The 23,799-nt window shown below is 59.7% G+C and carries 21 protein-coding genes; 8 read left to right on the plus strand and 13 right to left on the minus strand.

Going from position 1 to position 23,799, the window contains the following annotated elements; genetic code table 11:
• Window positions 1-11 precede the first annotated feature (11 nt).
• From LJ754_RS03100 to LJ754_RS03110, 3 genes are all read left to right on the plus strand, one after another.
• Window positions 12-1,493 carry a recombinase family protein gene (locus LJ754_RS03100; RefSeq protein ID WP_227925323.1) on the plus strand — a complete coding sequence of 494 codons (1,482 nt, stop codon included), beginning with the start codon at window positions 12-14 and terminating at the stop codon, window positions 1,491-1,493.
• 2,591 nt (window positions 1,494-4,084) lie between these two features.
• The gene (locus LJ754_RS03105; protein WP_227925324.1) at window positions 4,085-4,549 is read left to right on the plus strand and encodes a hypothetical protein; all 465 of its coding nucleotides are present in this window, start codon (window positions 4,085-4,087) and stop codon (window positions 4,547-4,549) included.
• Window positions 4,550-4,639: 90 nt separating this feature from the next.
• Entirely contained in the window at window positions 4,640-5,590 is a 951-nt protein-coding gene (locus LJ754_RS03110; RefSeq protein WP_227925325.1) for an endonuclease NucS domain-containing protein, read from the plus strand.
• A gap of 159 nt (window positions 5,591-5,749) precedes the next feature.
• On the opposite strand, the gene LJ754_RS03115 is transcribed toward LJ754_RS03110, so the two are convergent.
• The 4 genes from LJ754_RS03115 to LJ754_RS03130 all read right to left on the minus strand — a co-directional run bounded on the left by LJ754_RS03115 (window position 5,750) and on the right by LJ754_RS03130 (window position 9,229).
• Window positions 5,750-6,529: a hypothetical protein gene (locus LJ754_RS03115; protein ID WP_227925326.1), complete on the minus strand. Its 780-nt coding sequence runs from the start codon at window positions 6,527-6,529 to the stop codon at window positions 5,750-5,752.
• A 27-nt stretch (window positions 6,530-6,556) separates the two neighbouring features.
• Window positions 6,557-8,254 carry a hypothetical protein gene (locus LJ754_RS03120; protein WP_227925327.1) on the minus strand — a complete coding sequence of 566 codons (1,698 nt, stop codon included), beginning with the start codon at window positions 8,252-8,254 and terminating at the stop codon, window positions 6,557-6,559.
• Complete coding sequence (locus LJ754_RS03125) at window positions 8,254-8,709, minus strand: DUF6507 family protein (protein ID WP_227925328.1); 456 nt, start codon at window positions 8,707-8,709, stop codon at window positions 8,254-8,256. The genes LJ754_RS03120 and LJ754_RS03125 overlap by 1 nt, the downstream gene beginning before the upstream one ends.
• 271 nt (window positions 8,710-8,980) lie before the next feature.
• Window positions 8,981-9,229: a type II toxin-antitoxin system Phd/YefM family antitoxin gene (locus tag LJ754_RS03130; protein ID WP_227925329.1), complete on the minus strand. Its 249-nt coding sequence runs from the start codon at window positions 9,227-9,229 to the stop codon at window positions 8,981-8,983.
• A 119-nt stretch (window positions 9,230-9,348) separates the two neighbouring features.
• Here LJ754_RS03130 and LJ754_RS03135 point away from each other — a divergent pair, with 119 nt between their 5' ends.
• Window positions 9,349-10,365: an NYN domain-containing protein gene (locus LJ754_RS03135; protein ID WP_227925331.1), complete on the plus strand. Its 1,017-nt coding sequence runs from the start codon at window positions 9,349-9,351 to the stop codon at window positions 10,363-10,365.
• A 61-nt stretch (window positions 10,366-10,426) separates the two neighbouring features.
• Here the strand turns inward: LJ754_RS03135 and LJ754_RS03140 are convergent, their stop codons facing one another.
• Together LJ754_RS03140 and LJ754_RS03145 are read right to left on the minus strand one after the other, a co-directional pair.
• On the minus strand, window positions 10,427-11,071 hold the full coding sequence (locus LJ754_RS03140) for a DUF6308 family protein (protein WP_227925332.1): 645 nt from the start codon (window positions 11,069-11,071) through the stop codon (window positions 10,427-10,429).
• Window positions 11,072-11,211: 140 nt separating this feature from the next.
• Complete coding sequence (locus LJ754_RS03145; RefSeq protein WP_227925334.1) at window positions 11,212-11,553, minus strand: hypothetical protein; 342 nt, start codon at window positions 11,551-11,553, stop codon at window positions 11,212-11,214.
• A 620-nt stretch (window positions 11,554-12,173) separates the two neighbouring features.
• On the opposite strand from LJ754_RS03145, the gene LJ754_RS03150 reads away from it, so the two are divergent.
• The 3 genes from LJ754_RS03150 (at window position 12,174) to LJ754_RS03160 (ending at window position 14,046) form a co-directional block, all read left to right on the plus strand.
• Window positions 12,174-12,767, plus strand: a complete 594-nt coding sequence (locus LJ754_RS03150) for a hypothetical protein (RefSeq protein WP_227925336.1) — start codon at window positions 12,174-12,176, stop codon at window positions 12,765-12,767.
• Window positions 12,768-13,245: 478 nt separating this feature from the next.
• Entirely contained in the window at window positions 13,246-13,701 is a 456-nt protein-coding gene (locus LJ754_RS03155) for a prevent-host-death protein (RefSeq protein ID WP_227925338.1), read from the plus strand.
• A gap of 3 nt (window positions 13,702-13,704) precedes the next feature.
• Window positions 13,705-14,046 (plus strand): hypothetical protein, encoded by a 342-nt coding sequence (locus tag LJ754_RS03160; protein WP_227925340.1) that lies wholly within the window; start codon window positions 13,705-13,707, stop codon window positions 14,044-14,046.
• A gap of 178 nt (window positions 14,047-14,224) precedes the next feature.
• On the opposite strand, the gene LJ754_RS03165 is transcribed toward LJ754_RS03160, so the two are convergent.
• From LJ754_RS03165 to LJ754_RS17025, 7 genes are all read right to left on the minus strand, one after another.
• Window positions 14,225-14,836, minus strand: coding sequence for a hypothetical protein (locus LJ754_RS03165; RefSeq protein WP_227925342.1), 612 nt, complete (start codon window positions 14,834-14,836; stop codon window positions 14,225-14,227).
• A gap of 225 nt (window positions 14,837-15,061) precedes the next feature.
• Window positions 15,062-15,868, minus strand: coding sequence for a type II toxin-antitoxin system VapC family toxin (locus tag LJ754_RS03170; RefSeq protein ID WP_227925344.1), 807 nt, complete (start codon window positions 15,866-15,868; stop codon window positions 15,062-15,064).
• Between the two features lie 261 nt (window positions 15,869-16,129).
• Window positions 16,130-16,891 (minus strand): DUF5677 domain-containing protein, encoded by a 762-nt coding sequence (locus tag LJ754_RS03175; protein WP_227925345.1) that lies wholly within the window; start codon window positions 16,889-16,891, stop codon window positions 16,130-16,132.
• 298 nt (window positions 16,892-17,189) lie between these two features.
• Complete coding sequence (locus LJ754_RS03180) at window positions 17,190-17,483, minus strand: hypothetical protein (RefSeq protein WP_227925346.1); 294 nt, start codon at window positions 17,481-17,483, stop codon at window positions 17,190-17,192.
• Complete coding sequence (locus LJ754_RS03185; RefSeq protein WP_227925347.1) at window positions 17,480-19,327, minus strand: DNA polymerase; 1,848 nt, start codon at window positions 19,325-19,327, stop codon at window positions 17,480-17,482. The genes LJ754_RS03180 and LJ754_RS03185 overlap by 4 nt, the downstream gene beginning before the upstream one ends.
• Entirely contained in the window at window positions 19,324-21,933 is a 2,610-nt protein-coding gene (locus tag LJ754_RS03190; protein ID WP_227925348.1) for a DUF3854 domain-containing protein, read from the minus strand. The genes LJ754_RS03185 and LJ754_RS03190 overlap by 4 nt, the downstream gene beginning before the upstream one ends.
• Window positions 21,934-22,041: 108 nt before the next feature.
• A complete protein-coding gene (locus tag LJ754_RS17025) occupies window positions 22,042-22,401 on the minus strand; it encodes a helix-turn-helix domain-containing protein (RefSeq protein ID WP_227925350.1) in 360 nt (119 codons plus the stop codon).
• Between the two features lie 191 nt (window positions 22,402-22,592).
• On the opposite strand from LJ754_RS17025, the gene LJ754_RS03200 reads away from it, so the two are divergent.
• Window positions 22,593-22,976 (plus strand): helix-turn-helix domain-containing protein, encoded by a 384-nt coding sequence (locus LJ754_RS03200; protein ID WP_227925351.1) that lies wholly within the window; start codon window positions 22,593-22,595, stop codon window positions 22,974-22,976.
• Window positions 22,977-23,799: the final 823 nt, after the last annotated feature.

A 23,799-nucleotide genomic window follows, 5' to 3' on the forward strand; every position in this document is an offset into this window, starting at 1 on the left:
GGCTGTGACGCATGTCTCGCATCGCGACGCCTCAGCCCCGCATTGCCATATACGCCCGTCAGTCGGAGGACGTTGACCAGGGCATCGTCCAGCAACTCGATGATTGCCGGGCGGAGGCCGCCCGGCGGGGCTGGCAGGTGGTGGCTGAGTTCCGGGATAACGATACCGGCGCCAGCAAGGCCCGGGGCCCGAAGACCGACTGGTACAAGATGCTGCGTGAGTTCGATGCCGGTACGTTTGACCTATTGCTAGTCACGGAAACGTCGCGGCTGACCCGAAGCCTCACTGATGTGCTCGACGTGTGCCCGCCCCGCCGTGATATCCGCGTCGTGGTGATCCGTGAGGGCATCGACACCGACGTCGATGACTTCATGCTTAAACAGCTCGTGCTCCTCGCCGAGCGCGAGGTCAAAATCAAGGCGGCGCGCGCAGCTCGTTACGCCGCAGAGCGCCGCAAGGAAGGCCATCCGGGCGCAGGCAAGACGCCTCACGGATACCGATGGGTGCCCGCATCCGCCCGAGGTCTGGCAAACACTCGCTACGTTGTAGATGAAGCCGAAGCCTCGGACGTCCGAAAGATTTTCACTGAGTTTCTCGTAGGTGCGTCGCTCGGACAAATAGCTCGAGACCTCAACGACGCTGGCAGTTCAACGCGCAAAGGCGCACGGTGGCGCTCGGACAATGTGCGCCGGATCCTCATGAACCCGTTCTATGCAGCGCTGTTGCCGCCGGCCCAGCCCTCCGGCAAGCATTCCCTGGCACAGATCGACCTGGGGGCGTGCACTCCTGGTGCTTGGGAGGCGATTGTGGAAGTCGAACAGTTGATCACCGCACGCGGCCGCCTGGTCGGTGTCAAACCTAATCACAATGGCACCGCCCGTAGATGGCTGCTCTCCGGCCTGGCCACTTGTTCCGTCTGTAGCGAGCCCGTTCGTTCAGCGCGTGGAGAGACGCATCCAACAGCCCGAAAGGACGGCAGCGGAACCGCTCCCAGCCAGCGCTACCACACCTACCGCTGCGTAAACGGTCACTTCATGCGGAACGGGGACGTCATCGACGACTATGTCGCAGCGTTGTGCATTGCCCGCCTGTCGGAGGCCGATGCAGCGGCCCTACTCGCGCCTGAGCCCAACGGGGCAGATATTTCCGCGCTGCATAACCGCCGCGATGCGCTCCGAGCGAGCAGAAAAAACGTCTTCTCCCTCATCGACGACGACCCTGCCCGTCTCGCGGACGCAGAGGATCGACTTAATGATCTAGAAGACCAGCTGAGGACACTCGACGAGGAAATCACGCGCGTCACCAGCCGGAGCCCCTTTGCCGACCTGGTCGGTGTCGAGGACGTCCGAGCTTGGTGGGAGTCCACTACCCTCGCTCGTCGCCGGGCGGTCGTGAACTTTCTGATGAGCGTTTCTATTTGTCCAGTCGGGAAGGGGCGCCGAGTAGGTCGGGTGACCGTAGCGGAGACTGTGCGGGTCCTGCCCAAGGCTTGAGTCTCGTCCCCAGTGCCTCCAGCTGCCTCTCTAGAATGTTCGATCTTCGAAAGATGGTTTGTTCCCACTTTGTTCCCACCGCTGAACCATGTTCTTGTGTCCGGCTGTGGTTCTCCGCGATGTTGGTCCCCGGATCTTCTGCCTAACCATTTCGGAAATATGCGAAAAACTGAGGTCGGGATCCGGTGACGGGTCCTGCACGTATGGCACCTGGGTGGCGTTCATCAGATCGCGAGCTGCTCAGCTGTGACAGTGACCTCAGAAGGTGCAACCAGGGCGCCTGATCCACTTCTCCGGAATTTCCTTAGCGCTTCGCGCCGGCGGAAGCCGTCGGTTGCCGCATGGCGTTGTCATCACCCCCGGGTCGGCGGTAGCCGACCGGTGCCCCGCGGCACCCTCCAGACAGCACTTTTCGCCAGGGCCGCGGGTTCTCTTCTGCTTGTCTCAGAGACACCGCGACAACGTCGCAGGGGTCTCTGTCCACGACGGGCGGCAGCCCGAGTGGGATCTGGGGCCACTCGCGTCAGCGATGGTTCCAGGGGCACCCCGACGATGCGCAGCATTGGCGGGGCAAGAGAGCGCCAGCGAACGCAGTAGGGGCCCGGAGCGCAGCGGAGGGTGAGGGAGCACAGCGACCGAAGCGATGTCGGCGGCGCCGACCACCGAGCGCAGCGAGGTGCCATCGCCGCTTATGCCCTTTGCCTTTATCTCTCGTATCTGGAGCTTTAGCGGAAGATCGAGAGGGTTTCTGTTGGTTCACCAGAGGAAAGTAGCGCCTACCACCCTGTTTCCTACCCGACCATTTATGGTTCCTACTCGTAGGAGGGAGGGTAAAGGTGGCGCTAGTTTCCGCGGGTTTCGGGTCTTTTGCTTCCTACCGGGTCCTCAGGTGCATGGCACCCGGTAGGAAGCAGACGGAGCGTGACATTCACTTGGAAAGTAGCTTCCACCGCTGGCTTTCAACCCGGCCATTTATGGTTTCCACTGGTGGAAGGTCGGGTTGGAGTGGTGCTACTTTCCGCGGGTTTTGGGCTGTTGGCTTTCCACCGGGTTTTGGGGTGCGTGGCACCCGGTGGAAAGCGGTGCTGCGAAGCAGCGCAACGGGGTCCGCCGAAGGGGCGGCACCGTGTTCATGCCCAAAAGGAGACGTAGTCAGCGTCTTCATTTCTCACACCGACAGGGCGCTGTGACGCAGGAGCAGCGATCCCGTACGAGGTGGCACCACGGCGACTGCTGAGGAACGAAGACGATTCCGAGAGGTCGAAGAAGGCGCTGCCCAGCAGCGGTTGAAAGCTTGTCCTGGGATAGGTTTGCAAGTCGACGACCTCTCCGGCAACAGCCGGCGTGCTCGAAACGTAGCCGCTGCAGCGGCTGTCACAGCTCCTGTTTCAGCGCACGTGGCCACAGGTTCACCGTGGCCGCAACGAACCGCTCAGCCGGCCGCGGCCGGTTCCGGAGGCACTGCAGAACGTCGTTCCAGGATCGCCGACGGACTCTGTGGATTCTTCCCGAAGGGAGGTAGCCGGCGGCCTCAGCGGATCCGTTCCGGACCTCGAATCGACACCCGCTCCACCCGTCCACATTCCTGGCAGCTTGCCTTCTGCCCTGACGTGGCACCCCCGGGCGCCGGGATGGTAAAAATGCGGCCCTAAGGCTGCAGCGTTGTGTACAAAGCTGGCCCGATTATGGTCTAAAACTGTCCCGTCAAGGGCGGCAACTGGTGTTTTTGAGTGATTTCTTGGTTACTTGCGGGCTTTCAAGGGTACCGGGCCCCTTTTGGGCCAGATCTGGGCATGATCCGGACGGATCGGACCCTAATCTGCCCCAGCGCGATCAACAGCACTCTCGTGGCCTGGCAATGGCCCACGTCTGACCCATGTCTGGCCCAGAATTGGACACAGTGCAGGAGTGGCCTCTATCGATATCCCGGTTCTGGACCGGAACCGGCCCAGAACCGGGCTGGTTCCGGTCAGTCATTTATTTGGATGTCCGTCAGAAAGCAAGAAAACGAGGGCTGAAGAACCATCGCTGGGATCCGTGATGTGGCTTCCGCCTAAGTCCCCGCTGAGCTTCACCCATTAGCAACGAACACACCGGCCTCACCTCCTTCCGGGATCGATGGTTTGGTCGTCAAGGGTGCGCGACCAGGATGGCTGACACCGCGGAACCGCGAGGCGAAATTGGTGGGGCAGCCGTTTGTGTAAGGCGTTCCCTCCGGCTTGGGGAACTGGGTTCGGAGAGGACAGGGGGTGGATGAGGTAGCGCTAATGCGAGGAGTGCACGGGGTGCGCGGACGACGCTCGTTTGCCCTGACAGGATGCTCATCACCTGGGCTTCCCTTCGAAGCTCCCGGCCCCAGCAAACGACGGCCGGCGCACTTAGTCAATATAGCCAAACATGCATTTTATCCTCATTTATCAATAGATTTTTGAGGTGCGAGATATGCCCACTTTTCCCATTTCTATTGGTTCGCAAAACTCGTGCCGTTAGATTATTATTTAGGTACCCCGATATTAGACGCCGAGTACGGCGTCAGGATTACACACCGGGACCTCCGCATTGAATGACTTACTGCTGATTCGAGGTGATGCATGAAAAGCGATGTGAACATGAACCGGATAGTGCCCTCGTTCTGGGGTCAGAGAAACTTCTATTCCAATAGGGAATGGTGGACCCGTGCCATGTGGGCCTTTGAAGCGATGGCTTCCCCTAGCGACCGCAAGTTTGGATATGGTGCCGCCATGCTGACCGTGCTTGCTCAGAGCGGTGCCGCCAACAATGAGGAGAAGGCCCTTCTTGACACAGCCTGGAAAACGACCGGCACCCAGATGAGGGACTCGGCGATACGCCGACTCCTCATTGAACGCAGCACAGTTTCTGCGTCCGATGACAATTCTCGGTCGGAGCGTCCAAAGCATATTAGGGAAGGTTACGGTTCTCTCTACCGAGAGGTCCTCGCTGCTCGCCTGAAAGCCGTCCTGGATCAGGAGCTCGGCCGTCAGACCTCCCCCCTTGTGTGTGAGCTTGCGGATCTGCAAGTCAAAAGGTTTACCTGAATCGCGCCGGATACTGGCCTATCCGGGCAGATTTCTCCAGCTACACACATCAACAGGGCAGGCACTACACGAAGGATAGGACGATAGGCGATGACCAAACTGACGAAACTGCGCGGATTCCGGCTTGAGAAGGAGCTGGAGGACTATCTGGAGGACCATCTTTCTCTTATCGTGCAGGATTTATTGATCATCGGACGACAAGTGAAGGTGGGCGGTGGGCTAATTGACCTGCTCGCGATCGACTCTGCCGGCGTAATACACATCGTCGAGCTGAAGCTGAACGAAGCATCCCCCTCCGTCATTGCTCAGGTTCTTGGCTACCGCCGCTCAATCAAGCGGATGAACAGAGACGAATTGATCCAGATCGTCGCTGACGGTGATCTGGAGATCGACTTGCCGGTGGCTTTCCAACAACGCTTCGGACGTCCGCTGCCAGAAACCCTGAAGGATTTTCCGGCACTAATGATCATCGCAGCGTCCATCCATCCAAGAGCCGCCGACAGCGTTCTGGAGCTCCTGGATGAGGGCTGGACGGTCAGAACGTTCAGGTACTTCGTACGCTCCGCCGGCGTGAGACTCATCCCGTGCTGCCGTACGGACAAAGACGTGAAAGAGGGCAATCACACAACGACGAGTCCTTCGGCACCCCCCGATCGTATGAATGCCATACCGGAACGTCTACCATCCTGTCGGGTACCTATTGACGAGAACGTCCGACTGTTTTGGCAGGCCCATGTTCAGGACTTTGCACCATTCGTGACTTTTAGCTTCATATACGAGCGCTATCGTGACTGGGTTCACGCGCAAGCGGTCGAAGGCGTGCAGCTCCGCCAAAGCGGACTATTTGCCCGTCAGCTGTCTGCAATCACCGGCGAATCCGGCGAATGGACACGCGTTTACGTCGCTCATCGCAGCGATATGGCGGCCTACAACACGTTCATGGTCCCGCCGTCGGCCTCGGAATATCGCGCCAGCGGTCACACCGTAGCGGCGTACAAGTTGAACCCTGTCGACCTGGTTTCAAGTTCACGAAGAAACTAAGCATTACTCAGGATCCGCATACAGCTGCTAGCAGCCGGGGGCGTCGGCTGCCGCTTGCTGCCGGCACGTGTGTCACAGGCAGACGGAGACCACATACGAGGCGATGCTGGCCCCGGTGGCAGCCGGTAGGTGCGTACCTCATTGCCGTCGAGCCATGGCTCAGGATAAGTCTGATGGGAACTGCGGAACGACTTGAGGTTCACGGTTGTCCGCTACCTTTCCTGGTACGCCAGCGGCCAAGAGCTCCTCATGCAGATTGCGTACCCCGTCAATACTCCAGTCTTTGACCGCGAGCAGGGTTCCATCGCCGAAAGGCTCGGCGATAGCTGACTGTAGGGCAGGGGGCACACCCATGCTTGGTTGGGCAACCCATGAGAGGTAGCTGGCATAGGATTTCGCGTAGTCCTCAACCTGTTGGGATGTTCTGAGTGTTCCGAATCTGGCCCAATCTGGTTGCCATATACCCACCAACTTGCGAAACAGATCTGCTGCGTCATGTGAATCACCGATGGGGAAGTCAGGCTGGAAACGAATCATGACATCGTTGCCCGAGGCAGTCTTCCTATGGCCCGCGGCTCCCTCGATGGACACTATGGTTCCATGTTCCCCGTCAGGAGCTAGGAATGCCGTCAGTGGAGCGCGACCCTGAACAGTGCCGTCCTCATGGACCTGTGCGTTTCGGGCAACCTGCTCTTGCAGCTCTTCCAGAGAGTCAGGCGTTGGGGGCCGGTATCGGCTGTAGAGGTCTTCGTTGGGATCAACCCATTTCGGAGCCGGATACCGAGGGTCGCCGGCGGGCACGACCGCGTCCAGGGCCCGCATGGTGGCCCACTGGCGAGCTGCGAGTTCTTGCGGAGTCTCAGCGCGGCTTCCCCACACCAGCATGAAGTATGCGTACTCATCCTCCGGAGGAAACAAATCGATTACGGTCTGTTTCATGGTTTCAACCTATCAGCGTTGTGCCAGTCATGGCATGGGCTTGTGAGTGAAGATCAAGTTGGCGCGAGCAGGATGGTCTGGCGGGAGGAAAGCCATGAATTCATCCATGACCGATTTCTCGGTAAATATCATTTCGTGGATATAACCGGGTGTACCGGAATTCATGAGGGCGTCATGCTGACTCCGCAGCTCTCGCGCCCAGCGGGTAAACTCCTCGTTCTTTTTCTCCGGCCACATCCAGTCGTAATGACCCTTGATCTCTGGAAAGTACTCCTTCGGAGGATCACCGATCCAGCCATGGCCGTCGAAACTGACCTCATTGCCGTCCTCGTCCTTGAGGATGTATTCGCGGGCATGTCCTGAGTCGACCCGATCAATGCCGGAGAAGTACTGTTGTTCCGGGGCCCCGTGCAAGCTGCGCCCCACGTCCTTGAAGTAGCCATTACCGCCATCGCTGTCCCCGACCTGTGGCTGGACTGCCGGATCCCGCCCGCTGTCCGGGCTATAGGAGTCAGGGAAGACCTTTCCGCCACCGCCTTTTCCTTCGCGGAACATGGCGTTGTCCGGCAGCTTCAGCTCCTGTGGCTGGACGGGAAGACGTCCGTCGGGTAGGGCAGGGGTAAGGCTGCCAAAGCCCCCGTGTCCACCCGAAGACGGGACCAGCTTGCCCAGATGTTCAGCCAGAGTGGCAGCCTTGGTTCCTGCAGCAGTTAGGTGCTCGGCAACAGTCCCTGCCTTGGTCCCGACCTTGACAGGAGCGGTGACAATACCTGTGCCACCGACAAGGAGGCTCGCGATATCGAAAAGGTTCCCACCCAATGCGAGGCCCGGCCGGTCCGAATTCCACTGGTCATACCGGATAAGAGTAGAACCGATGCTAGCCCATTCATCCAATACTTCGGAGGTTCGATGAGGGTCTGCAGCCTCTGGGCTGACCACGATAAAGACGGTTTCACCCATTCGGTGCATGTTCTTCCATGCAGTACCGGCGTTACCCCACCCTTGGAAACCAATAAGAACCCCGAGGCCGGTGACGAACTCCCAGGCGGCCATATGGAATCCTTGTGGCGTGTCGCGAATAATGTTCCAGGTGTCGCTGTACCAGGGAAGGTCTCTGGAGAGGTATCCGGAAAGCTGCCCAGCGTATACGTCGGAGTCGTAACCGTAAATAATGGACTCAGGGCGACTTCGTGCTTGGTACTCTGGGTCCCATTCATCGAATTCTTCATAGACCCGTCCGGATCCGGTGATGCTGGCGATTCGGGCAGCGGTCTCCCGCTGGGCTTCGTCCAGGTCTTGATGGAGGTGTCCGACGTCCGACGCCAGTTCGTTGCGTGCGTGAACTGTGTCCTCGTCGTTATCCCATTCCTCCTGTTCGGATTCCGGGTAATCCCGGTTGAATGCTGTGATTCGCTCTTTGACCCACCCCATGCGGACCTTAAGCAGGTCGACGGAGTCGGCATAGGTCCGCATCAGAGTATCTATCTGCGTGCTGTGGATTGAGAGGTCTTCTGCCGCGGTGCGGGAACTGTCCAACGCAGTGAAGACTTTCTCGTTACCGGACACGTCATAGGTTCCCGGTGCCGTGAGCCTCAGCCAGGTCTCCCAGAGCGAGTCCATGAGTTCATGCACCCGCTCTCCGATGGCGGCGGTCTCTGCGGCATGCGTTCGGATCTCCTCACCATCTGGCAGTCGCTGTTCAAATGCTCCTATGCCAAAATCCATCAGAAAGCCTGAGCAGGTCCGCGGCCAACATAACGCGGCCCGTCCGCTGCACCGGGAGCATCGTCCACATGTTGCTGGGCGGCCATGGCCGCCGATTCCCGGGCCGTATCACTCATTTCGTGATCGCCCTGGACCAGCGCCATGGTGGCCTCTGCCACCGCGTTCACCGCGACCATCGTCCGCCCGCCGGCGGAACGTATGGGCCGCTTAAGCATGAAGTTGGAGAAAGTACTCAGTTCGGTGGTGATGGGTGGCGCCTTACAAGCATCGGCAAGGTTCACCATGTTGGCGTCCGCCACCATGAGCAGGTCGTTGAACTCTGTTGCCATGGCCTGGACGTCGTTCAGAATCGCAATTATCGCGTCAGGGGCAACATCGAAGTTTCCGTCCGCGGTACCACCGGGCGTGGCGCCGGGTACGGGGGCAGTGCGCTGCCCGCTTACATCAAACTTCATTTATGTCCCCCCACCTGCGGTGTTTTGCTATACCGGGGACATAAAACCCGATGGGACGGCAAGACGCAATAGTACTCATAGGGTCCTCCGGCGGTTTCCCTGACGACAAAGAAGCTTTCTGAGCAACTCCTGATCTGCGTGTCAGCAGGACCTAGAAACCTTCGCCGGGAGTTTCTCCGAGGTCCAGCGAGTTTCGGGCGGCCGACGTGCCCGCACGAAAGGACTTAGGCAGACCGCGGCCGGCTGGACAAATGGCCTAAATAAATGTCGCTTACTGCTCTGACAACTGCCGCTCTGCAGCGTCGCCTTTCCGTACAGATGCGAGTGACGCTAGGAGTCGCTGCGCATTTCGGGGCGAGCTAAGCAGATAGTTTGTTTCCATCAAGGAGTCGTACGTATCTTTGGACATCAATACTGCTGACCCACGCTTGGCCACGATCTCGATGTCTATCCGGTCCAGGTTGACCTGTTCGACGAGACGGGTCAGATCACGTCTGGCCTCCGCTGCTGTTATCGCCATTACCGCCTCCCGGGCATAGGTGACATATTAGTACTTCGCTTTGCGTACCGGTTCCTCTGAATCCATGAACCCTGGCTACATCGCTCCCGATAACCAAAACGATAGTAAGGGTTTCCTCTATGGATCAGCAGGCGATCTTCATCGACGCAGGATTCCTGTTGGCAGTCGGCGGCATGCAGACGGCTGGGACCTCGCTCCGCTCCGCAACGACCGTGAATTTCGAGCCCCTCATCGAGGGTATCCGAAAGTGCACGCAGGAATTCAGTGGCTTACCCACGCTCCGCACCTACTGGTACGACGCTTCTAAGGACGCTCTATTCACTGAGCAACACAAACGCATAGGCATGATCTCGGGTGTGAAGGTTCGGTTGGGACGCATGTCTGTAGACGGTACTCAGAAAGGTGTGGATCTGAAGCTCGGACTCGACTTGGTGGGGATTGCTCGGAACAGAGGTGTGAACACCGTGTTCCTCCTCTCAGGAGACGATGATTTGGCGGAGGCTGTAGAAGCCGCCCAGGACTTCGGAGTCAAGGTCGTCCTCGTCGGCTTTGAAGACTCAAGCCATCGGCTTGGTGTGACCTCTGTTGCGGAACACTTGGCCCTGCGTGTGGACAGCATCATCACTTTGCCTGCGGACCTGGTGCGGAAGTGTTTCTCCAAACAGGAGAAAGCTTCACCGCTGAGCCCGGTAACCTCCGCGGCGCCGGCACTTCCAGCGCCGCCCTCGGTGAAGGCAGTCGCTGGCGCAGTGGCTGTAAACAGTGCAGCGCAGAAGCCCAAGCCCACCGCGGCAGTGCACCCGACTGCTTCCGTTCCCTCTTTCCGAGCACCGCGGCCGGACAGTCCGGAATTGGTATACAGCTCCGGACGGAGTGGCACGGGGGCCGGTTATGAGGATTCAGCGATGGGTGCAGCCTACGACGTGGGTTTTGCGGTAGCAGAGTCCTGGTACAACAACACCACCCAAATTGCATTGCGGGAGTTGGTGGCTGAACGCCCTATCCTTCCCCCGGAAATCGACCGTGTGCTTTTGAAGGACTGTGCATCGAAGATCGGTGAGCAGAAGACCGATTATCAGGGGATACGCAAGGAACTGCGGCGTGCGTTCTGGGAACGCTTGGACCAGCTCGCCTGATCGTCCCGGCCTTGAACTAGCACCTATTGGCTTAAGGGGAAGGGGCAGCGGGTTTGCCCCTTTACCGTGGCCGACGCCCCATGTGCCATCCAACGATGTCCATAGCACGCAATGGCGTAATCGGCACCGCTGGGTCTGCCATGCTTACGATCTCGTCCCAAAATCCCCGCTGCTCACACAGGTCCCTCTGCAGAACCGGTAACCAGGCCATGGCAAAGTCTCGGTGCAAGCGCCCATTTACTGCTGGTACGGGCCGAGAACCAAGCTCGCTGTAGCAGCGACGAATGTTTTCATCGAACAAGGGAATGAGTTCCGGACGTTTTCGATGCAGTACCTTCATGAGCTTTGTCTTACGGACGTGGGGCGTGGGGTGTTTGTCCAGGATGCCAAACATGTCTGCGACTACGCTGAGGGTCTCGGGGCCGGCATCTGCAAAGTCGCCGACTAAGTCGGGATGCCTAAGCGCCTCGTTCATGGCCTCGACTAGGCGCTGCAGGCCGTAGTAGGCGGGAATCATCTGCTGGCCAGCGTTTAGTAGACAAACGGCCAACAAATCTGCGTCACCCACCATCCCGCCCGGTGCTCCAAGGTAGGAGTCGTACGCCGGGTAGGCCCATTTGCCGTTTCCGCTGAGGTAATCCCCCGCGTATTCCAGAACCTCATCGCAGGGTCGCTCGACCCCACCAACCCGCACCATGTCAGCCATGCGTCCTAGCTTCACACACTGTGGCAAGGCGCAACGCCAAGGGTAAGGCAACCAGATATTAGCTTTGTGCCTCGCTGGCGCGTTCGGCTTCAACAGAGTTGCCAAACGCTGATCGGTGCTGTCAGCAGCTTTCTAGGGAATCAGCGGTTCTCTATGGCCTGTTCGGCAGCTAGCTTGATGGTCCTCAAGGAAGCAGCCTTGTATGCGGCGGCTTTGATGGATTCACGGGCGCTGGCCTTCTCGGCAGTAGCCCGTGCCTGACCAGCATTGTCCGCAGCGGCCTGATCCTCAATCGACGTAGCCTCCGGAGGTTCCGGGGCAAATCCCTGAGCGCCGTCATCGGCGGAAGCGCCGACGCCCGGGGCGGCGACATAACCGCCGCCTGAAGGCACGCTGAAACCGTTGTGTATCGGAGCCTCGTACCCGCCGCCGTTGTTCACCGGCGGTTGGTATCCGCCACCGGTGGCGGGCTGATTCTGCACAGGAGCTGGAGGAACGTATCCGCCGCCGGTGCCGCAGCCATAGCATGGAGGTGTGTAAGCACCGCCGTTGTTGTTGACCGGGGGTGTATATGCGCCACCCGGGATGGGAGATCCTCCGAGATCCACGGTGGTGGAACCGCCGTTTCCTACATCATCGGGAACCTCGTAGCAAACGCCGGGAAGGTCACCCACACCGTTAGAACATACGGTCCTAGCGTCGGCGGGGGCCGCCCCAAGGAGCAATGTTGAGCCCAAGAGCGCCAGCGAAACTAAAGCGGAAACGAAATTTTTCATAAACCTGTTCATGGAAAGGGGACCCCTGGTTAGTCGTGTAGCACCGCACCCTCGGACCTGGTGCTTATCTTTTCTCGACATGAATGTCCCCCCAGGGCTGTTTGAGTCATTGTTCGACTGTCTATAGTGCCAGCCAGAGCAACCTGATGATCCCGCGACGCAGAATCTTCGAGGATTTTTAGGAGTTGAAAATATCAAGTATCGCCGCGGCCCTGCACAATTCCATCACACATGATGCTCGGGTTGATCCACGAAGCATGGAACGGCGATTTGTTAAGTGTTGCTGACGTCGCGTAACTTTTGAGATCACACCAATAATCAGCCCAGTGGAAGACCCTGATATGAAGAAAACAAAGATCCTGGGCATGCTTGTCCTCTCCTCAGGGTTGCTGCTCAACACCACCAGTTGCGCTGGCAATGAGTCGGCTCAGACAGAACTGACGACAACTGCAGAACCACTATCGAGCCCCGCAGAAGCTGCAAAAACCATTGAGAAGTTCTTTGAGGCAACCACGTCTGATGAGATTGCGGCGGATCTGCCGGATAACGCTGATGATGAGACCTTTTCCGAAGCCCTGCGGTATACCGATCCCACGGCCGGGTCCGATGACGTCGCCACGGCCATGGCAGACTTTGCCTTGGTGAAGGTTTTGGATCCCGCAGCAAAGCTGTCCATTGAAGTTGATGCATCCCAAATTGTCGTGAAAGAGCGCACAGCGACAGTTCCAGTGGCGGCGATTTCGGTGAAGTCCGGGGACAAAGAGCTGGCCAACTCAGCAGCGTTGGCGGAAGAAGTCAACAGCCTGGTCTTCCGGGAAGGGGCATGGCTGATCGCGTTCCCCTCAGCTCCGATCGCCTCGTCCTCTCCGACAGGCCATTCTTCCGCTCCCGCCAGCAGCCCATCGACTTCCGCGAAGTAGCCGGAATCGGAGCGCGTCACCGCCGCCCTGCTATATCGTCCCTTGACCATTGATCATCGTCCTTCGGACGGGCGGCAAGACAGGGGCCGAAGCTGTTGGGACAAGTTCGTCACTTACATCGGTCCGTTCCTTGGACCGGCGAAACTGAGACGTGGCGACAACGGCTTCACTTTCCAACCCACATCATAATGTCGGTTATGGTGTGGTTCTCTGACCTAGCCGAGGGAAGACCAACCCCACCCAAGCCGCTGTGTCATTAAGGGCATCTGGTCGCAGGCTTTCAGGAACGAGCCCTAGCCACGGCGTCCCGTGGTCTGGCCCTCGACCGTCTGCTCCACGCAGCCCATGTTGTCCGCGAAGAGCACAGTTGGCCGCTGGCCCGATGGGCCTCGCGGGACCCACCCCGCCCCGCTAACCGTCCTACATCAGGTTGCTCCTCCACTGGACTTCAGAACACGTTCTGAGCTACTGTTGTTGCATGAGCGCAGCCACCTTATCGAAAACGACATTCAAGTCTTCTGACCTGAGCCGCGCACCCCTTGATGTCTTTGCGGCAGCGACCGATCACCCTATCCAGGTCACCCGCCGCGACGGCGAATCCTTGGTGCTGATGTCCGAGAGCGCCGACAAAGCGCGAGATGCGCTGCTGGAGTTGGCGGCACAGCTGGTTGCCGTCTCAACGAGCACCGATGGGACCCTCGCCAGTCGTATGAGCGACCGGTTCCCGTGGATGTTGGCCCTCAACCTGGCTGACCAGGAAGCCTGCGCGACTGCTGTGCTGGCGGCGGCTCGTGCATCTTTTGCCACACATCAGCCCCACTTGGCCGTCGCAGAACTCACCTCCTGGCGCGAAACTGCCACCGCTATCGCCGCCGGCCTGGGCAAGGAGCCGGTTGAATGGCTCGACGAAGCCGAAACTGTCGAGCGCCCATAGCGCATGGCGAAGGAGCTGAAGGTTGAGCGGCCGACGAAGAAGAGTGAATACGACATCCGGTTTGCATCAGTCCAGGCACGCAAGGGCTGGACTGACCTGGTGGCTACGACCAAAAACCCGCTGGTCGATGCGTGGGACTTCCTGACCCGGACGCCTGAGCTTGCAACACCCACCAACTACCAGCTGAAGGGTGACCTGGCTCAGGTGAGTCGAAACGGCTCCCAGCATGACCGCTGGCAGCACAAACCGACCCTGAAGGGTGGTGCTCGCATCTGGTTCTACGTCGAGGGGCAGGTGGTTTACCTGGAGCAGATCCACACCAGTCACCCCAACGAGACGAAGTAGCGGCCAGGGGCAAACGGAAAGTCCCGCAGATCAGACGCCCACGTAAAACTCTGCGCAGCACTTCTTGGACTCCAGGGCTACGCATTTCTGCTCGTTTGCCGTAAGCCCCCTTACCCAGCTGCGCGAACCGATTGAGCCGATTAAATGAGTGCAGTGAGCGCCTTCTCTTCTCACTGCTCTATTGGGCTCCGTGGGTCCAATAATCCACGTTGTATTGCTCCGTGTGAGGGAGCAGAGCCTCGATTATCACGATGCCTGCTGACATGAAGTCTGCTCCATCCTTCCTAAGAAGTCCCAAGTGGGCTGCGGAATTTCGCGCCTCCAACACGAGTTCCTGCTGCAGCTGCGTCCATGGCGAGGTCGAGGTTTTTGCCTCAATCATCGAGCGGGCGCTCGACAGGACATCCGCGCCCATTCGTGTCCTCAGCTTGGGGTGCTGCGGAAGGTATTCAACCTCTCCGGAGAGAAGGAGCGTCGAGATGGTGTCCGCGGCCACTAGCCCCGGGTTGACGTACGCAAGGAATGCCTTGGTCAGGAGCTCGACAGCGGTGCCACATGACACGGCCGAAATGAGGTTCCCAGCGGTTGTCTTTTCCTGGGCCCTCTTGATCGCCTCGCCCATCATGTAGCTGGAGGCACGCCAGAGGTGCATTGTGAGGCCGGCGAAGTCGTAGAGTTCGCCATCGTACTCCCAGGCCAACGGCCAATCGAGGTGGAGGTATCGAGGATCAGAGGACAGTGCCCCGTTCCCAGATTCCAACCTAAAGGAAGCAAAATTATTCTGATCCACGCGCCTCATCCTACTGGCCCAGCTAAGCGGGTGTACTCCTGTCCCAGAGAAGAAACTCGGGGCCGGTCTACTCCGAAGACAACATGTTCGACCAGCACGGGTTCAATGCCGAGGTCATCTGCCGTTCGGGCATGCATACGGTGTTTCGCGGTGGCTACTGGTGCTGTGACCACCCACGGCCATGCAAGATTAGATCTCACCACCCGCGCCGCTTATCCGCACAGTTTAACGCGGAAGCGGTGGTGGATTTTGATTGACGCGCGAGCGTAGCCAAGGCGGTCGATTAATATATTCGCGGGAATCTGAAGGGGATTTTAGGTCCATCAGAGTATCTGCCCTGCGAGGGCTGGGAGTAACTACGAACACCGATTCCTTCTCAGTCACCGACCATCCACACTCCTGGTAGAAAAGCTTCAGCTGCGCGTCGTCGGTCAGCAGAGGTATACCTTGGACTTGGGACGTCGCGGCCACATACATGTCATTCATGGTGTTTCGCGCCGTGCCCTTGACCCGATATCCGCCCTCAATGAACTCGTTCGCGAGGACGACCGCCTCAGCCGCGATCTCTTCGTCCAAAGGGATCACAGCTTCAACGTCACTGCGTAGATACTCCCATTTGCTGAGCACTCGTTTGAGTGTCTTGCCTCGGAGACCTCTCGAGGCGAAGGCGCGGAGGAGGCGATCGTGCCCGCCACTATGTGCGACCGCGATGGCCACATGCCCCAGTTCGAGCGATTCAGCGCGAAGACGCGAGCGGGGTACAGGAAAGCGATCAGTGTGCCTTGAGACCGAGAGCTTCTCGTGGTCGATGGCCCAGCGAACAAGCGCCTCCGGTGGCGCCCCATTGCGGATGGCGGTGACGCGCTCATCGAGTACCGGCAGCGCATAGCGGTATCCGGTCTCCCTGTCTGGCCGTTGCATGCCGAGGAGCTCTTGGGCGGACACCGAGGATGTAAACAGCGGTCCATCGAGCCATGAGCCATGCCCTGTCACCCAGCCAGGGGAAAGCCGATTCGTATCCAGCAGGTACATGATCGCTATCCTAGCGTTCTGGCTACACTGCCTAACCCCATCGACACCGCCGGCACCCCGATCGTGGACAGCATCGTCGTGGAATGGTTGGACCCCCTGCCAGGAGATCGACTCATCTGGAACTCGGCACCGTTCCGGCAGATACTCTGCGTTCACGGGATGCCTTGCCGAATGGGCGGAGGGCATCAGCGTGGAACCCGAGCATGTCGAGTAGCTCATTTTTCGGCCGAGTTTCACCCGGAGCGGCTGAGCATGGCTTGGCTAAACGCCAAGTTCGTCGCCCTTGACCAAGGCGGTCCAGCGGGCTGCGAGCCTACCAACCGCATCGAGGAAATGATCATTCAGCCCCGCAATTGAGGCGTAGCCGACCAGCCCTAACATCACGGCGTGCGCCATGCGACTTTCCACGCTGTCCGCCGGATGAAGCGGCTCCATATGGAGTTCATACCCAGGGTCGCTCGACATCTTCTCGTAGTAAGGTCGCGCGCTCTCGATGGTCGGGTGGGACAACTGTGACAATTTCAGCCAAGCCATGTAGGAGGCCTTCAAGGCCGGATCCTGGTCAACGACATGCTTCAGGTGCTGGAGATTATCCAGGCTCTGGAAATCCTGGCTGGCCTCATCCACCTCCGCATCCATTGTGGCCAATTGCTCGTCGGTGAACGACCAGCTATCAGATTGCGCCTTCTTCATCCTGTGGATTGACGCACTTCTGGTCCGAAGCGCGATTTCGAAGGCCGTGGTCCGCGCCGTAATGGCCCAGTGCAATCGCATCGAATGCTCCAACGCTGTGCGCTCCAGAGGAGCGGCTTCCTGCCTAAACCCATTCTGCTGCAAAAGAAGGGCAGCCTCCGCGCTCCGGATCATGCGTACCAGCCAACCCCAACTTAGGGCAACTACGGCGGCCCGGGACTTGTCTTCTCGGGTCCAGTCACCGGTCGGGAAACGAACAGGAGACGGTGCTTTGCGCCAAAGTTCCATCAGGTCAGAGAATACTGCTGGAAAGGAATCGTTGTTGCCCATGCCCTTCAACGTAGGTGCAGAAAGTGGCGCCCGACAAATTTCTGGGACCCGGCAGGGGCGCGCTGGCGACGGTGCGGCGCACGTGCCGAGCGGAGGAAGGCGGGAGTGCCACAAATTGTTCTGTTACTAATGCGCTACCGCGGAACGTCCCTGTGAGTAAGCATAAACATGTCCTCAACACGGAATCGTCATCGATTTGCCATGTGGGGAACTGGGCCAAGGACTTTAACCGTGAACAGGTGCCGGTTTCCATGTTGATGCGCGCGAACCTGCGCCCCGCTGGGACCCGGCATGCCTATCAGAGACGGTAGGCACTCTTGTTGCGCTCCATGACCATGCCGACGAACCCTTGCACGATTCGGTTTTCGTGCAAGGGTTCATTAGGGATTCCCGTCGGCGAGGGTGATGGCTTGAGGCCGTCCAGCAGCACGAAGACCTCGGGCGGAGCGACTGCGAGCAACCGCTTCACCTGCTCTTCGGTTGCTGGCTTCGCATGAAGCGATCTGAAAAGGACCTCCTCCAGCACGTCCTTGCGGCGCATGTGGCTGTTCAGCCGTTGTTGTTCTTCCTCAGTTCGGTTATTGATCGTCATGATGGGATCTCCTCGCAGTTAATGTCGGTGACGTGCCATGTACAACGCCTGTCGTCACATGTCGTTAGTTCTCGGTGGTCGCGGGCTACCTCAGGCCAGTCGGGCTTTTCGTCTCGGTAGCAGTCAGCCCAGTCACGCCCGCGCGCGCCCTTTTCCGCCAGGACAGGAACGGGCATCGCTCCCGGCGAGATCTGGTGGGAGAACTGCAGGGCATTAAGCACCGCGTTTTCCGCCTCCTCAACCCGGCTTTCGGGGACGGAAAGCACAAGCTCGTCATGGATGATCGCCCGCAGGCACGGGAGCAGCCATTCAGGGAGTCGCAGCACGCCTTCGGTCATGAGGTCCCGGGCAGTGCCTTGACCCATCGCGGCCGGCGCTTGCGTGTACTCCCTGCCGGGCATCACACGCATTCGACGGCCGAATGCGTTCACAAGGATCTGCCCCCGGGCTCGATCCCGGATCGCTGATTTGAACCCGGCGAGACGAGGGAACTGAGCGTCAAGGGTGGCCAGTTGCCGTTGAGCCTCCTCAACGGGGATCCCCGCGTACGCGGCCAGCCCGCTCGCCCCCATCCCATACGAGGTCGCGTGCGTTATTGCCTTCGCGTCGCCACGCCGGGGGTGGTGGCCCGCCGTGCGGTCCCAACCGTTCTCACCGAAGACAGCTGCAGCCATCTCGTCGTGAAGATCCGTACCCGGACCGACCGCCGCCATATACCCCGGGTCCTGAGCATGCATCGCAATTGCCCGGGCATCGACTTGGGACAGATCGACACTGATGAGCACGTGTCCCACGTCGGGAAGCAGTAGCGCCCGTTCAAGTAGGTTGCCCCGGTCCCTCTTGCCCTGGACAGTGAGGCCGGGCTTCGTGACTGAGAACCGTCCGAACGCCTGTGGCGCCGTGACGCTCGGGTGCACGCGTCCGTCGGCGCCTGTGTGATCGAAGATCGTCTGCGCAGACGAGCGTTCGCCATTGAAAGCCCTCAGCGTGCTGCAGAGCTCGAGCAGGCCAGCGTTGTCGGGGTGCTGCGCTTCGAGAGCCTCCAACACATCTTTGCCGGTCGCGAGGTTCCCCTTCGGAGTCCGCGGGATCCCAACCCCGAGGTCAGTGAAGGCCCGTTCGAGCGCGGCCTTACCGGCATTCGTGGCCTGAGGCTTCGCTCCCTCGAGCGGCAAACCGTACGTCTGGTGCAGGCGCTGCTTATGCAGGTGTACCCGTTCCGCCTGAGCTGCAAGCACCTCTTGGACGCTGTCGACATCAACTCTCCAGCCGAATTTGGAGATGTGCCCGAGCCGCCACATCACATGGTGCTCCCGCCAAACGTAGTCATCAACGACCAGGTGCTGGGCGAGCTCGCGCACCAGCTCGACGTCATGAACGAGGGACCGCACATAGTCAGGGTGGTCGACCGGGATCCGGTCGTAGCCACCGAACTGATGGGCGAGCACCCTGAGCATTGACTCAAAGTCGTCGGGTGCTTCGCTCTGGCCGAGTACTCGCTGGCACAGGGCATCAAGGTTGTACCGTCGGGCATCAGTCTTGCCTGACAGCGGCGGGTCATTCTGCCGTGCGGCAAGAAGCGTGTCGATCACCCGGTGATCGCGAACGAGGCGGGCAAGATCGAGTCCGTGGTATCGCTCCAGTGCGGGCAGGCCGGAGGCGAGCAGGTTGTGCCCGACCACGAGGTCCGCCTGCAAGATCATCTCGATCACCGCTCCGATGTCGGTGGTGGTGACCACTTCCGATCCGCCGACAGCAAAACCGGCGAGACGGACAAAGCCTGGTCCGTAGTCCCAGATGCGATCCGCATCTGCGGTTTCGAGGTCGAGGTAAAGGGTGCTCACGAGGCATCACCGCCGAGCTCTGCGATCGTTTTGCCTGTCATTGGCGGCATCGCTCGGGCGGCCCGCTGTTTGAAACCGCCACGTCCGGTGAAATCGATGAGCTCTCCAGGAGCGGCACCCGCCGCCGGACGCGGTCCGGATGTCCCGGAGGCGTTCCGGTGAGAGCCATTCAGCGTCGCAACGCCTGCCTGCCGTTCAACAACATAGGCTTTCCCCCTGCCATGCAGTTTGCCGGCCTGGACGATACGAAGGCCCGCATACCATCGTGGGTGCTGACCGTAGTACATCGAGAGCTTGCGTGCATCGAGTTCGTCCCAGGACTTGCCGTAAGGCGGAGGTGCGTCTGGGTCTGCCTTGGCCCTGGCTAGGACTTCTGACGCTCCAAATCGGCTTCCAGCGGAGAAAAGGGATTCAACCCAGGCCCAGTGTTCAGCGTTGTCAACAGCCTCGCTGTCCGCACTCTCACGAACCTCAAGGACATTTGAGAGGAACCCACGGATGCCGGCAAGGTGAAGGATTCCGCCGACAACCCGTTGCCACTCAGTGAATGATTTGAACCCGAATGCACGCGGGGCCTCAGGGCACCCCCTGTCGTACCAGGCCCGGACGAGAACCAGCACAGCGCATAGCAGCTCCTCGCGGTGATCCGGCACCCAAGTATCGAGGTCGTGACGAAAATTATCCCGGGTCTCGAGGTCATCGCGGTCGGAGGCCATCCGGCAGGTGTAAACGCGGCGGGCCATGTCCCCAGGAATATCGATGTTGTTGCCAAGGCCGTACCAGCTGGCCAACTGCGGAAGGCTCAGCATCTCAGTGGAACCAAGCTTGCGGCCTTCATAGATCTCGGACGTCAACGCCGCACCGAGTGAGTTCGAGAGCAGACGTGAGCCGCCATCGTCCTGCACCTCATCGAGACAGATAGTGTCGGCACCCGCTCGAAGTTTGGCGATGATCCGCTTATCCATCTCTTCGTCGGACTTGGGTGTCGTCTGAATTGGCGCGGCTGCTCCGAAGGCAATCCGGTGGATCACATCAAGGCACCCTCCTTTACCCACGCCACGGTGGATTCCGTTGAACAGGAGCATCGGCGCCTTGCCGAGGGATGGGCGAACAAATGGAGTGATGAGGCCGGTGATCGCGGCGGTCTGGTCCGCCTCAGAGTCAAAAACCCATCCGTCGAAACCTCCTTCGCCGTCCATAGCGAAGAGATCATCGCGGATGAGTGAGACTGCCGCAGTTATGTCCGCGTCCGTCGGATGGTCAGGTACATCGATGCCCTGGACATCAGGCGTGAGATCAAGGTAAACACCACTCTTGGCGTGATAACCGGAATCAGTGAGGACCGTGCCGTCGGCGAGTACGAGGGGTGAGCGGGTCAAACCAGTGAGGTACGGGAACGCGTCGTAGTGGTCGGCGACAAGATCAATGAGATTATCCGAAAGGCCCGCTGGTATCTGCCCTTTCGCGCCTTCACTGTACGGATACGTGACGTCCAGCAGTTCACGCCGGAGACCTCGCCGGTCAAGCGGTGTCACGTGAAGCGGCCCATCGCCCCCTTTGGCATCCTTCACACGCCGGACGCGCACGAGCTCCTGGTCGCGCTGGAAGACCCGCACCCCACCGGAACGATCGATAAGCGCCTTGAGGAGATCTAGTGAGGCCTGCCGCTGGTCTCCTCCGACGTTGACTGGGGTCCGTTCAGGTGACCCCGTGGAGGAAGCAGAACAGGCGGCCGCACGCTTTGCTCGCAGTGCTCTCCGCATTTTCTGCTGTTCCCGCTTGTCCAGATCTGCAGGTTTGATCTGTGCCTTTGAGATCAACGACAACAACATGTCCCGCCGGGCTTCGTCGTCTGAGAGCCGCGCGAGCAGGTCGTCCAAGCCATCCTTGCCGGCACCGGGAATACGGGCGAACTTAACGCTCGAGGCGGCGTACGCCTCGCAGGCCTCGCCAAGGGCGGCCGCCCCGTCGAAGACTCGGATGTTCGTTTTCGCGTCAGCGTCGGGCACGATCACGACGTCGCAGCCCTGCACAACGGCAAGATGCGGTGTCGGTGCCCCCGGATCGTCTTCGTGGTCACCGGCGACGTGCCAGGACCAAATGCCCGGGATGCGATAGATCGACCAGGTTTCCGGTGCCCAGGAGAGTGCTGCCAGCGCCTGCTTGACACCCTCAACGATGAGGGACACTTCAGGACTCTGTGCGGCGCGCACGACCGTTAGCCTGGGAGGGTTGTCGGCCTTGCCCGGAGAGACGTACTTAAGTTCGCGGCCCGTCTTGTCTCTCACGCTCCCGGGGGCGGGCTTCACCTGTCCGGTCTCGGAGCCGTCAGGATGGACCATCGGGTAGACCAAGCACGGAAAGACGGCGTCCCCATGGACCTTGGCAATCCATTGAGCCCAGGGCGGTAGTTCATCGCGCACGTAGGCGCTGCGGACTCCTTGGGCGACGGCAACCGAAACAGGGATGGCGCTTTCGTGAAGCTCCCAGGCGTGCTCAGGAGCCAATGCGGAATGGCACGCCGGATTACCGGGGAGTTCTGTTGTTGCTCCGTCGCCCGCAAAATCGGATCTGGTGGGTTCGGGAGCATCGTCTATAATGTTCATGAGGACCTTGTTTCCTCCGGGGCCTGGAGCAGGTGCGAACTGCTGCTGGGCCGGATCGTCTAAGAATTGTCTGCAAGAGCTCCGCTTCGGCGGGGCTCTTGTTTTGTTTCAGCCGGAGGCAAGGAGCCTGCTCAGCTCGGCCTTGCGCTGTTCACTCAGGCGTGGCCAAGACGCGACCATATGAGCCGCAAGGGCGGCTAGATCGGTAAGGTCGTGCGTGGAAGACCCCTGGATTCGAGGGCTTGAGGCGGCGACGTCCACTGGCGTCATCAGCCGCTCGAGATCAGATTCCCTGACCATGAACTGCTTTCCGATCCGGACAGCGGGAAGGCGGCCAGCATGGACGTACTTTCGAAGTGTGTGCGGTTTCGGCCAGCCTCGCTCGTGGGCAGCGCGAAGGGCGAGAAGCGGGTCGTCTCCGCTGGACAGACGCAGAGTCTGCGGGAGGCATACGGTCGAAGTAGACATTTAGGACCTCTCAGTGGGGTCCCATGCGTCCGTCGTTCCGGGAGTCGGAGGTCACCGCCACCCAAGAAGATTCGTGTGTGGACTGTAGCGTTATTGCGACCTGTCGTATCTCAAGGATAGCGATATGATGTGATTATCGCAATATTTACCTATAGATCGTGTAGTAGTCACAACAAGAAAGGACAGCTGCCATGACGGCCGCAACAGAGATATTCGCCCGGAGGCTCAACGAGGAGCGGCAGCGGGCGGGGCTGTCACAGGCAGCGCTTGCTGCGCGCATCACCGACATGATCGGACGCAGTATTGATCCCAGCGCTATTGCCCGGGCGGAGAAGCACGAACGGGCTATCCGGCTCGATGAGGCCGTCGCTATCGCTGACGCGCTCCAAGTGCCGCTCACATCTTTGCTGCGAGACAGGGATGCCATCGATTACGAAATCGACGAACTACGGCGTGACCTCAGCTTGTATCAATGGAAGCTGAGCAAGGTTGAGGAGGAAGCTCAGCAAGCGGCGGACTCGATCTCCGCGACGCGTCGTCGCATTGAGGAACTCGAGGCAGCGCGCGGCGAGTAACGCAAAGGTGTTGCCGCCGGTCGGTCCTGTTGCCTTGGTGGGACGTGCTGCTCGTCCATTCGTCCGATGGAGAGCAACAGTTGGTGCTCTCCACGTCGTTCTCCCTGCTTTTTCCTGGCAGAGTGTCCCGGATGATGCACCGAGGAGAGCAGGAGGGCAAGCCCGCACGACCCCCGGCAGGAACAAGTGCGTGTGCGTGCGTCGCGGGAACGGTGTCAGACGGCTCCGCACACAACATTTGATGGTAGAGCCTTCCTTGTATTGCTCTCCTGCTCTCCCTCCGGGCAACTTCGCCCGAGTTCTGCGGGCAAATGCGGAGAGTAAGTAACCGATTCGGTGCTCTCCGCTTTCTCTCCTGCCCTCCCAGCTGATGGTGAGAGGCCGTCCTTTCAGGATTTCTCAACCGGTAGGGTCTAGGTCATGACGATGACGCTTGAACCAATCCTGCGAAGCGTCTGCACGATCCGGCAGTCAGTGAATCCGCTGACCTTCCCCGTCATCCCGCCGCACATCTCGGTCATGTTCATCCGTGACGGCGGTGACCGGGCCCGGCTGTGGGGCGTAGTGCAGAACCCAGACGGGATCTCGAAGGGTAGCCTTCGGCGGACGTTCGACCTGGTGCTTTCCGAACAGGTGAGCAGCTGTCATCGCGCTTTAACGGTCCCACGGCCGCCTACCTGGTCATGGAGATCCCCGACCCCCAGTCGGCACATTCCCCGGCTCCGACCGATTTGACCGCTTTGTCCTGGAACGAACGTACGTGTCGTGGGCGTATACCTGATCACCGACACTGACACCGATGACGGTGCGCACTACTGGTCAA

Origin of the sequence: Arthrobacter sp. zg-Y40 (genome assembly GCF_020731535.1) — a bacterium.
Classification (GTDB): domain Bacteria; phylum Actinomycetota; class Actinomycetes; order Actinomycetales; family Micrococcaceae; genus Arthrobacter_B.